The sequence below is a fragment of the Pantoea sp. RIT413 genome (assembly GCF_003057675.2).
Classification (GTDB): domain Bacteria; phylum Pseudomonadota; class Gammaproteobacteria; order Enterobacterales; family Enterobacteriaceae; genus Pantoea; species Pantoea eucrina.
Window position 1 is genome coordinate 42,487 of the sequence record NZ_QBJB02000015.1, and the last position, 11,056, is coordinate 53,542.

Sequence of the window (11,056 nt, forward strand, 5' to 3'; positions counted from 1 at the left end):
AGTGAAATGGTCAAACGGGTATGGTGTCTGGGCGATGCAGTTGTGGATCTGCTGCCGGAGTGTGATAACAGATTGATTCAGTGTCCCGGCGGTGCGCCCGCCAATGTGGCGGTGGGTATCGCCAGGCTTCAGGGCAACAGCGGCTTTATTGGTAAAGTAGGCGGCGATCCCTTTGGCACGTTCCTGATTGATACGCTTAATGCCGAGCAGGTAAACACCGAGTTTATGCAGCCAGATAACACGCAGCGCACCTCGGTTGTCGTGGTGGCGCTGGACGCAGACGGTGAGCGCAACTTTACTTTTATGGTGCGTCCTTCAGCAGATCTGTTTATCGAAACGCACGAGCTGCCAGCTTTCCGGGCGGGCGAATGGCTGCACTGCTGTTCGATTGCACTGCTCAGAGATCCCTCACGAAACACCACGCTGACGGCGATGCAGCAACTGCATGAAGCGGGCGGCTTTGTGAGTTTTGACCCCAACATCCGGCACGATTTATGGGCAGATGAAGCGGAGCTGCGCGACGCGCTTGCCCGTGCGCTGGCTCTTGCTGACGTAGTAAAGCTTTCAGAAGAAGAGCTGACCTTTATCTGTAACACCAGCGATATCGCGGCAGGTATGCAGCAGCTGGCTGAGCAATATGCTATCAGGCTTATTCTGGTTACCCAGGGGCGCCAGGGCGTGCAGGCATGGTCCCGTGGCACGCTGCAGCACTATCCGACGCGCCCGGTTGTCAGTGTAGATACGACCGGCGCCGGAGACGCTTTTGTTGCCGGGCTGCTGTGGCATTTAGCCGGACAGGGTTTGCCGCAGGATGACGTGCAGCTCAGAGAGTGTCTGGAGCGCGCGCAGATCTGCGGCGGGCTGGCAACCACGGCGAAAGGCGCAATGACCGCGCTGCCTTATCTTGATCAGCTGCAGCAGCAGCTTGCCTGATTAAGGGGGCTTGAAGGCCATTAGCACCGTGCCGGGAGAAGGAATTGAAGATTGCAGTGAGGAATGGGTTACAGGGCTGATGTCAGGGCAAACCGGGGGGCAGCGTTGAATGCTTTGTTCACTGACTTTCTTCCTTATAAAAATCCCTGTACAATAATAAGTACAATGATTGGAGGTTCATATGAAAGCAATAAGCTACAGTGAAGCAAGACAGAATCTGTCTGCAACGATGCTGCAAACGGTTGAGGACAGAGCCCCGGTGCTTATTACCCGTCAGAATGGTGAATCATGCGTATTGATGTCACTTGAGGAGTACAATTCACTTGAAGAGACTGCATACCTGCTTCGGTCTCCGAAAAATGCACGCAGACTTATGGACTCAATTGAAAGCCTTAAAAGTGGTAACGGTATGGAGAGGGAAGTCATTGAGTGAAACTGACATGGTCTGCTGAAGCATGGGAAGATTATCTTTACTGGCAGGATACGGATAAAAAAACGGTAAAAAAAATAAATGAACTCATCAAGGATGCCAGCAGGACGCCTTTTGAGGGGAAGGGAAAGCCCGAACCCCTAAAGCATAATCTTGCAGGGTTCTGGTCCCGGAGGATCACAACTGAACATCGGCTTGTCTATGCCGTTAGCGATGATGCCCTGCTGATAGCATCCTGCCGCTATCACTACTAAACCTGCCTGTTCGTTACATCGAAACTTCCTTCCGTAAACGACACTATTCCGTGACAGGGCTGCTCCCGTTGCTGAGAGTCAGCCAGCGCACGTTCCTTTAGCCCACCTTAAAGCTGAAACGATTAAAGCCAATGCCGGATTTTCCGGCTCAACTTTGCTCTCTGAACTGCCAAAAACGCCGTTTGAGCATTATAAAACGTGATCTAAGCCAACTTTATTAAGATTGCTGACGGCATAACCGACCGAAGTGAAGCACCTCACGGTTTCATTTTTTTCATGTTTGTACGCTTAGCTGACATTAGCTAAATCAATTCAGCAAAGGATGCATCATTATGAAATTAGCATTATTGGCCGGTGTGGTCATGGCGGGGATCAGCGTTCAGGCAGCAGCACAGACATGGGTGCTGACGGATGCTGAAGCAGGTACAGAGAAGGGAAACTGGCACATCGACAGCAAAACGCTGAAGCTGGGCGGCCAGCCGTTCAGCATCGAACAAAAAGTGCTGCATGGCGGCAAACAGGAAGGTTCGAAAGTCATTACGATTACCAGTCCGGAGGGCCTGACCATCGCGCTCAGCCCGACGCGCGGAATGGATTTACTGTACGTCAGGGGACACGGCGTGCGTCTGGGCTGGGATTCGCCGGTAGATGAAGTGGTCAACCCGGCCTATATCAATCTGGAGAGCCGCAACGGTCTCGGCTGGCTTGATGGCTTTAATGAAATGATGGTGCGCTGCGGCTATGAGTGGACCGGGCATCCGGTCACTAAAGATGGCCGCATCTATACGCTGCACGGTAAAGCGGGCAACACACCCGCTTCGCAGGTTGAAGTCACCGTGGATGATAAAGCCCCGCATGAAATCCGCATTCGCGGCCTGCTGAAAGAGCATACGTTCAAAAAATCGAACCTCGCCACCTGGACAGAGCTGCGTTACGTGCCGGGTACAGATGCCTTCACACTGCATGATGTGTTAACCAACCACGGCGATTATCCGCAGGATTATCAGATCATCTATCACAGCAATTTCGGCACGCCGATTCTGGAGAAAGATGCCCGCTTTATCGCACCGCTGAAATCTGTCTCGCCTTTTAACGACTACGCGCAGAAAGGGCTGAATAGCTGGAACGTCTATGATGCGCCCGCCAGAGATTTTGATGAGATGGTATTTAACCTGGTGCCGAAAGCGGACAGCAACGGAAAAACGCTGGCGGCAGTGGTTAACAGCAAAGGCGATAAAGGGGCATCAATCGAGTTTGATACCCGCCAGCTGCCGGTGCTGACCATGTGGAAAAACACCGACACGCTTAAACAGGGCTACGTTACCGGTATTGAACCCGGTACCAGCTATGCCTATCCGGTCACCATTGAAAAAGAGCAGGGCAGGGTTAAGCAGCTACAGCCGGGCCAGAGCACCACGTTTGAGCTGACTTACACGCTGCTGAAAGATGCTGACGCCGTCAGCAAAACGGAACAGCGTATCGGGCAGATTCAGGGCGATGAAAAAGTCACTGTCGATCAGACGCCGATTGCTAAAGAGTAACCGCATGGAGCAGAGCCTGGCTCTGCTCTTTTTTCCCTCTTTCTCCTGCTTCTCTCTCCCCCATGTATTACCCACCTGAGACGTCCCTTTGCGTTTTCCTGCGCTATTTTGCGATGTACTTCACATCACTTAAAACGGTTTAGCAAAATCAGTTGCGCACAGTAACAAAGTTCATCAGGATTCAGCTACTAAACCGGTTTAGCAAAAAACAATATCTGATAATAGCTACCTCTCAGGGACGCCATACCATGAAAAAAAGCATCCTCGCCCTTACCCTCAGCGCCTTATTAAGTTCAGGAACAGCGTGGTCCGCCACCGATATGAGCAGTATTGAAGCGCGTCTTGCAGCAATGGAAAAACGTCTCGCGGCGGCAGAACAGCGTGCTGACCTTGCAGAAACCCGCGCAAAAGCAGCAGAAAAACAGGCACAAATGCTGGCCACCGCCCAGCAGAAAAATCAGACGGCGATTGCCCGGGTTGAACAGCGTACGGCAAAAGCCGCACCCGCGACGACAGGCAGCGAGGATAGCGGATTTGAGTTTCATGGTTATGCCCGCTCCGGCCTGCTGATGAACAGTTCAGCGGCCAAAACGCAGGGTGGTCCGACCGTTACGCCGGCTGGCGAGACCGGAGGACATGTGGGCCGGCTGGGCAACGAGCCTGACACCTATGTTGAACTGAATCTGGAGCACAAACAGACGCTGGCAAACGGGGCCACCACCCGCTTTAAAGCGATGCTGGCGGACGGGCAGCGTACTTACAATGACTGGACAGCGGCCAGCAGCGATCTCAACCTGCGTCAGGCATTTGTTGAGCTGGGGCAGCTGCCCACTTTCTCCGGCGCTTTCAAAGACTCTACCGTCTGGGCGGGTAAACGCTTCGATCGCGATAACTTTGATATTCACTGGATCGACTCCGACGTCGTGTTTCTTGCGGGTACCGGTGCCGGGATCTACGACATGAAGTGGGGCGAAACCACACGCAGTAACCTGTCACTTTACGGACGTACCTTTGGTGATATCGAAAATAATGAAAACACCGCGCAGAACTACATTCTTTCACTGAATAACTTCACCGGACCGCTGCAGCTGATGCTCAGCGGCATGCGCGCTAAAGATAATGACCAGCGCACCGATATCGAAGGAAATCGCGTGAAAAGCGACGCGGCTAACACCGGCGTGCACGTATTAGCGGGCATCCATAACGATACTTTCTACGGCCTGCGCGAAGGCTCGGCTAAAACGGCCCTGCTCTACGGCCACGGTCTGGGCGCGGAAGTGAAAACGCTGGGATCTGACGGTGCGCTGCTGCCGGAAGCCGATACCTGGCGCCTCGCAAGCTACGGCATTACGCCGCTGGGCGGCGGCTGGCATATTGCGCCAGCACTGCTGGCACAGAGCAGCAAAGATCGCTACGTCAAAGGCGACAGCTATGAATGGGCGACCGCGAACCTGCGCCTGATTCAGGAATTCACGCAGAACTTTGAGATGCAGTATGAAGGCTCATATCAGTACATGGATCTGCGGCCTGAAGGCTACAACAGCCGCAATGCCGTGAGTGGCAATTTTTACAAGCTCACCGTAGCGCCGACGCTGAAAGCCAGCGACGTCGGCGACTTCCTCAAGCGCCCTGAAATCCGTCTGTTTGCCAGCTGGATGGACTGGGATCACCGTCTGGATAACTATGCGGGCGATGACGCCTTTGGCAGCAGCGGCTTTAAAGCTGGCGGCGAGTGGAACTTTGGCGTGCAGATGGAAACCTGGTTCTGATTCTCCGGCCCCTGCGGGGGCCACATTCTGGCAGGCATAACAACGAAAAACAGAGGTTACTATGGATGTTGTACAGATCTCCCGCGCGCTGCTGCCGCTGCTGGGAGGCCGGGAAAATATTGCCAGCGCGGCGCACTGCGCTACCCGTCTGCGTCTGGTACTGGTGGATGATGCCAAAGCAGATACCGCCGCGATCGGTAAACTCGATGGCGTAAAAGGGTGCTTCCGCAATGCCGGACAGCTGCAGGTCATTTTTGGCACCGGCGTGGTGAATAAGGTGTATGCTGCCTTTATCCGCGAAGCCGGCATCAGCGAAACCAGTAAGTCAGAAGCAGCAGATATCGCTGCACGTAAACTCAATCCTTTTCAGCGTATTGCGCGTCTGCTGTCGAATATTTTTGTTCCGATTATTCCGGCCATTGTCGCCTCAGGTCTGCTGATGGGGCTGCTCGGCATGGTGAAAACCTACGGCTGGGTTAATCCGGAAAATGCACTCTATATCATGCTGGATATGTGCAGCTCAGCGGCATTCATCATTCTGCCAATCCTGATCGGATTCACTGCCGCACGTGAGTTTGGCGGCAATCCGTTTCTCGGGGCGACGCTGGGCGGGATCCTGACGCATCCGGCGCTGACCAACGCCTGGGGCGTGGCGGCTGGTTTCCATACCATGAACTTCTTTGGTATCGAAGTCGCGATGATTGGCTATCAGGGCACGGTGTTCCCGGTACTGCTGGCGGTATGGTTCATGAGCGTACTGGAGAAACAGCTACGCCGGGTGATCCCCGACGCGCTGGATCTGATCCTGACGCCATTCCTGACGGTGATTATCTCCGGTTTTGTAGCGCTGCTGATTATCGGTCCGGCCGGGCGCGCGCTGGGTGACGGGATCTCCTTTGTCCTGAGCACGCTGATCGCCCACGCCGGCTGGCTGGCGGGATTACTGTTTGGCGGTCTCTACTCTGTCATTGTGATCACCGGCGTACACCACAGCTTTCACGCTATTGAAGCGGGGCTGCTGGGCAACCCGTCTATCGGCGTGAATTTCCTGCTGCCGATCTGGGCGATGGCTAACGTCGCACAGGGCGGGGCGTGCCTGGCGGTATGGTTAAAATCAAAAGATATTAAGATTAAAGCTATCGCGCTTCCCTCCGGCTTCTCGGCGCTGCTGGGGATTACCGAAGCAGCCATTTTTGGTATCAACCTGCGCTTTATGAAACCTTTCGTAGCGGGGCTGATTGGCGGTGCGCTGGGAGGTGCATGGGTTGTCTCGGTGCATGTTTATATGACGGCTGTAGGCCTGACCGGTATTCCGGGCATGGCGATTGTGCAGGCCAGCTCGCTGCTCAATTACGCCATTGGTATGGTGATCGCTTTCAGCGCAGCCTTTGTTATCTCTTACCTGCTTAAATACAAAACGGACGCAGAATAATGGCCTCATTAAACCTGTTCCCCGCTATCCTGCAGGCGGTCATGCGCGGTCAGCCGCGCGCGCTAAACGATGCGCACTATCCCGGCTGGCATCTTGCGCCTGTAACGGGTTTGCTGAACGACCCTAACGGCTTTATCCACATTAACGGACGCTATCACCTCTTCTACCAATGGAACCCGCTGAGCTGCCAGCATCAGCATAAATGCTGGGGGCACTGGAGTTCAGCGGACCTGCTGCAGTGGCAGCATGAGCCGATCGCGCTGATGCCGGATGAAGAGTATGACCGCAGCGGCTGCTACTCCGGCAGCGCCGTGGACAATCACGGTGCGCTCACGCTGGTTTACACCGGTAATGTGAAGTTTGACGATGGCAGCCGTACCGCGTGGCAGTGCCTGGCGGTACAGAATGAAGCTGGAGGTTTCGATAAGCTGGGACCCGTTATTGCGCTGCCTGAAGGGTATACCGGACACGTCCGCGATCCAAAAGTGTGGCGGCATGGTGAGAGCTGGTACATGGTGCTGGGGGCACAGGACAATGCGCTGCAGGGCAAAGTTCTGCTGCTGCGCTCTGACGATATGCACACGTGGCACAGGCTCGGGGAGATTGCCGGCAGCGGCCTTAACGGGCTGGGTGCGGCAGGATATATGTGGGAGTGCCCCGATCTCTTCACGCTGGGCGACAGTACGTTTCTTATCTGCTGTCCGCAGGGGATCACGCCTGAAGAACAGCGTTTTCTCAATGCGCATCCCAGTGCATGGCTGGCAGGCGATCTGGACTATGACACCGCCCGCTTTACGCACGGCGACTTTCATGAGCTGGATGCCGGCTTTGAGTTCTACGCACCGCAGACCACACTGACCGCCGATGGCCGTCGCCTGCTGGTAGCATGGATGGGGGTGCCGGACGGTGAAGAGAGATATCAGCCTACTATCGCCCGCGGCTGGATCCACCAGATGACCTGTATCCGCGAGCTGGGAACGCGTGACGGCAAACTCTACCAGCGGCCGGTAGCTGAGCTGCAGGCGCTGCGCGGTGAGGAGCACGCTTTTCAGGGTCTGGCTGCAGATGCCCCCTTTATTGCCGCGCGACGGCTTGAGCTGGAGCTGACCGGTACGGGCGGTATCACGCTTGATTTTGCCAACACGCTGCTGCTGGAGTGGCATAGCAGCGGACTGCGTCTTGCGCGTCGCAGCCTGTCGAACGGGGAGTGGCACTATCGCTACTGGCGGGGAGCAGTGACGCAGCTGCAGATTTTATGCGACCACTCCAGCGTAGAGATTTTTATCAACGAAGGCGAGGGCGTGATGAGCAGCCGCTATTTTCCGGCAGCGGAGGCGCAACTCAGGCTGATCGGGGACACAGAAGTTACCGCGCGCTACTGGCCGCTGCGACGCTGCGTGGTACAATAAGTTATTGTTTACCTGACTGATGCCATGACGTGAGAAAAACCAAACGCGTAACCATTACCGATATCGCCGCGCTGGCTGGCGTCTCGAAAGCGACCGCCAGCCTGGTGCTGAACGGCCGGGGTAAAGAGCTGCGCGTCGCCAAAGAGACGCGCGAGCGCGTGCTCTCCCTGGCCCGTGAGCATCATTATCAGGCCAGTATTCATGCGCGTCTGCTGCGCGATAATCGCAGCCATACGCTGGGTCTGGTGGTGCCGGAGATCACCAATCACGGTTTTGCCGTATTCTCAGACGCACTGGAAAACCTTTGCCGCGAAGCGGGACTACAGCTGCTGATCTCCTGTACGGATGAAAATGCCGGCCAGGAGCGGGTTGTCGTGGATAACCTGGTCGCCCGCCAGGTGGACGGGCTGATTGTCGCCTCCAGCATGTCCGGCGACAGCGACTATGTAAAACTCAGCGAACAGCTGCCGGTCGTACTGTTTGACCGCTATATGAATGATACGCAGCTGCCGCTGGTGATCACGGATGCGGTTACGCCTACTGCCGAATTAGTGGCGCAACTGGCGCGCGCTAATCCGGAAGAGATCTATTTCCTTGGCGGTCAGGCGCGCCTCTCTCCGACGCGCGATCGCCTTGCCGGCTTTCTGCAGGGGCTGGAGCTGGCGGGCGTCACGCCCCGACCGGAGTGGATTATTCATGGTAACTATCACCCCAGCAGCGGTTATGAGATGTTTGCCGCGCTCTGCGCCCGACTCGGTCGTCCGCCACAGGCGATCTTCACCGCCGCCTGCGGCTTGATGGAAGGGGTGCTGCGTTACATGAGCCAGCATCATCTGCTCAACAGCAACATCCGCATCGCCAGTTTTGATGACCACTATCTCTATGATTCACTGTCAGTAGCGATTGATACCGTCGAACAGGATGTACCGCGACTGGCGCAGGAGTGCTTTGCGTTGCTGAGCGCGCTGATTGCTGGCGATGAGCCTGCCAGTAACCGCAGAGTGCTGCCGGCCACACTCCGGCTGCGTCACGCATAGCGGCGCTTGTGATCGGAGCAGAGGCAACAGTTTGCGAAAAAGCTGAAGAAGTGTTGCGATAACCCCCATAGCGCATCTGCCAGACTGCGCGGGATAAAATCAAACTGCAAACGTCGGGGTTCCGGCTGGTTTATCAGGTGATCGACGATCAGCTGATCATCGCAGTCGGAAAGCGCGAACGCAGCGATGTGTATCATCCTGCCAGTGAGAGAATTCGATAGCATTAGATTAGCAATGGTAATTACGCATTCCACCCTGCACCGGGCGAAATAAGCTATATCTGCTCTCTTTAAGCGGGCTCCTGATACGGTTTTATTAACCAATCAGAGCAGGTTTACGTTTAATCACAGTGCAAACGCTAATGAGAAAAAGACGATATATCTGGAAAACACTCCCGATTGCATCCGCACTCGCAAATATCTCTCTTTATATTTGAGTTAGGCCAGACCGGAACGATGCTTTAAGTAATATTACGATTGCATTCTCGTTTTATAGCGCCATCAGGAACTTTCTGATTGTTAAGGTGATATTCTGTGCAGGCAAACTGACAGGAAACAGACAATCACTTTAACTTAAGTCTTTATAATGGCACATACAGGGATGGTACTGGCGCTGAGCGTCAGCTTATTAACTGCTTCAGCAGCAGCGGCACCGTTGAATCCGGGCGACCGTGATTATATCCAGAATCAGCAGCAGCAACGTTTACAGCAGGATCAGCATCAGCGCGATGCGCTGTGGAACGCGGTGTCGCCTCTGGCCGCCCCAGCCGGGGAGTCAGGCACATCCGGTCCGTGCTTCCCTGTTCATCATATCGTTATCCGTAACGCGTCTTTATTATCGCAGAGCCAGCAGCAGAATATCACCGCCCCCTATATCCATCGCTGCCTGAACTTAACCAATATTAATTCTCTGGTCCACTCAATTTCTGACTGGTATATGCAGCGCGGTTATATTACCAGCAGAGCGTTTTTAACTGAGCAGGATTTATCTTCCGGTGAGCTGGTTATTCCGGTGCTGGAAGGGAAGCTCGACGATATACGCCTGGACGGTGAGCACCCACGTGCGCTGTTAATGGCTTTTCCCGGCCTGAAAGGAAAGATACTCAATCTGCGCGATATTGAGCAGGGCATGGAGCAGATCAACCGCGTGCGCGCAATGCCGGTGCAGATCGAAATTCAGCCCTCTCCTGAAGCAGGTTATTCGGTGGTGAACCTCACGGCTAAGCCGGAATTTCCACTCAGTACCTCGCTGGGTTTTGACAACAGCGGACAGAAAAGCACCGGTACCGGTCAGATAAACGCCTCGCTTACCGGCAATAACCTGCTGGGTCTCGCCGATCGCTGGTTTATCAGCGGCGCGCGCAGCAGCGCCTTCAGCCAGTGGCGCGATGCGCAGAGTCTGCAGACAGGCTTCAGCGTACCGTACGGCTATGGCCTGCTTGACTATAGCTACAGCTGGAGCAGCTATCACAGCAGCTTCATCAACAATGATTTCACCTGGCTGAGCAACGGTGACAACGTCGCACACCGCCTGAACGGCTCCTGGGTACTTTTCCGCAACGGCGAGATCAAAACCGGCGTCCGGTTTGGACTGAACCACTACAGCAGCCACAACTTCCTCAATAACACGCTGCTCACCGGCAGCAGCCGGAAAATCACCAGCCTGCAGGCGGGTCTGGATCATACGCAGAAAATCTTTGGCGGCGTGGCCACGCTTAACCCGTCGTTCAGTCGCGGCATGTCGTGGTTTGACGCTGAAAGTGATGCGGGCAAAACCGGCGACCTGCCGAAAGCGCAATTTCGCAAGTGGAGCCTCAGCGGCAGCTTTCAGCGTCCGCTAACGAACCGCCTGTGGTGGCTGAGCAGCGTTTACAGTCAGTGGTCGCCTGACCGGCTATACGCCAGCGAGCGCCTGACGCTCGGCGGTGAAAGTTCGGTGCGCGGCTTTAAGGAGCAGTATCTCTCCGGCGACACCGGGGGGTATCTGCGTAACGAACTGAACTACAACCTGTTCACGCTGCCGGTCATTGGCGAAGTCAGCGCGCTGGCGGCAATCGACGGCGGCTGGCTGAAGAGCGATGCGCAGAACCGCGAGTTCACCGGCACGCTGTGGGGCAGCGCGGCGGGTATCAGCACCCGCAACCGTTTTTTCTATACCCAGTACACCCTGGGCATTCCGCTCAGCTATCCCGGCCATCTGCAGCCGGATCGCGTCAGCATTTACGCCCGCGTCGGGCTGGTTTTCTAAGAGG

At 55.4% G+C, this 11,056-nt stretch carries 9 protein-coding genes and 1 pseudogene; all 10 read left to right on the plus strand.

Going from position 1 to position 11,056, the window contains the following annotated elements; genetic code table 11:
* Positions 1–6 precede the first annotated feature (6 nt).
* Positions 7–933, plus strand: a complete 927-nt coding sequence (locus DBY66_RS15465; RefSeq protein ID WP_104085946.1) for an aminoimidazole riboside kinase — start codon at positions 7–9, stop codon at positions 931–933.
* Positions 934–1,114: 181 nt separating this feature from the next.
* On the plus strand, positions 1,115–1,366 hold the full coding sequence (gene yefM / locus DBY66_RS15470) for a YoeB-YefM toxin-antitoxin system antitoxin YefM (RefSeq protein ID WP_108570195.1): 252 nt from the start codon (positions 1,115–1,117) through the stop codon (positions 1,364–1,366).
* Entirely contained in the window at positions 1,363–1,617 is a 255-nt protein-coding gene (locus DBY66_RS15475; protein WP_108570194.1) for a Txe/YoeB family addiction module toxin, read from the plus strand. Before yefM ends, DBY66_RS15475 begins: the two co-directional genes overlap by 4 nt.
* Positions 1,618–1,949: 332 nt before the next feature.
* The gene (locus DBY66_RS15480) at positions 1,950–3,158 is read left to right on the plus strand and encodes an aldose 1-epimerase family protein (protein ID WP_108570193.1); all 1,209 of its coding nucleotides are present in this window, start codon (positions 1,950–1,952) and stop codon (positions 3,156–3,158) included.
* A 248-nt stretch (positions 3,159–3,406) separates the two neighbouring features.
* Positions 3,407–4,927 (plus strand): carbohydrate porin, encoded by a 1,521-nt coding sequence (locus DBY66_RS15485; RefSeq protein WP_108570192.1) that lies wholly within the window; start codon positions 3,407–3,409, stop codon positions 4,925–4,927.
* 61 nt (positions 4,928–4,988) lie between these two features.
* Positions 4,989–6,359 carry a sucrose-specific PTS transporter subunit IIBC gene (locus DBY66_RS15490; protein WP_065648030.1) on the plus strand — a complete coding sequence of 457 codons (1,371 nt, stop codon included), beginning with the start codon at positions 4,989–4,991 and terminating at the stop codon, positions 6,357–6,359.
* Positions 6,359–7,768: a sucrose-6-phosphate hydrolase gene (locus DBY66_RS15495; RefSeq protein WP_108570191.1), complete on the plus strand. Its 1,410-nt coding sequence runs from the start codon at positions 6,359–6,361 to the stop codon at positions 7,766–7,768. Before DBY66_RS15490 ends, DBY66_RS15495 begins: the two co-directional genes overlap by 1 nt.
* Before the next feature lie 29 nt (positions 7,769–7,797).
* Complete coding sequence (locus tag DBY66_RS15500; RefSeq protein ID WP_065648032.1) at positions 7,798–8,805, plus strand: substrate-binding domain-containing protein; 1,008 nt, start codon at positions 7,798–7,800, stop codon at positions 8,803–8,805.
* Positions 8,806–8,826: 21 nt separating this feature from the next.
* Positions 8,827–9,026 (plus strand): annotated as a pseudogene (locus tag DBY66_RS15505) (type II toxin-antitoxin system RelE/ParE family toxin); the annotation flags it as partial.
* 364 nt (positions 9,027–9,390) lie between these two features.
* Complete coding sequence (locus DBY66_RS15510; protein ID WP_223811814.1) at positions 9,391–11,052, plus strand: ShlB/FhaC/HecB family hemolysin secretion/activation protein; 1,662 nt, start codon at positions 9,391–9,393, stop codon at positions 11,050–11,052.
* Positions 11,053–11,056 lie beyond the last annotated feature (4 nt).

Excerpts from the sequence above, each read along its gene's own strand:
- DBY66_RS15495 (WP_108570191.1), top strand. The coding sequence starts at position 6,359 with ATGGCCTCATTAAACCTGTTCCCCGCTATCCTGCAGGCGGTCATGCGC.
- DBY66_RS15485 (WP_108570192.1), top strand. The coding sequence starts at position 3,407 with ATGAAAAAAAGCATCCTCGCCCTTACCCTCAGCGCCTTATTAAGTTCA.
- DBY66_RS15480 (WP_108570193.1), top strand. The coding sequence starts at position 1,950 with ATGAAATTAGCATTATTGGCCGGTGTGGTCATGGCGGGGATCAGCGTT.
- yefM (WP_108570195.1), top strand. The coding sequence starts at position 1,115 with ATGAAAGCAATAAGCTACAGTGAAGCAAGACAGAATCTGTCTGCAACG.
- DBY66_RS15465 (WP_104085946.1), top strand. The coding sequence starts at position 7 with ATGGTCAAACGGGTATGGTGTCTGGGCGATGCAGTTGTGGATCTGCTG.
- DBY66_RS15490 (WP_065648030.1), top strand. The coding sequence starts at position 4,989 with ATGGATGTTGTACAGATCTCCCGCGCGCTGCTGCCGCTGCTGGGAGGC.
- DBY66_RS15510 (WP_223811814.1), top strand. The coding sequence starts at position 9,391 with ATGGCACATACAGGGATGGTACTGGCGCTGAGCGTCAGCTTATTAACT.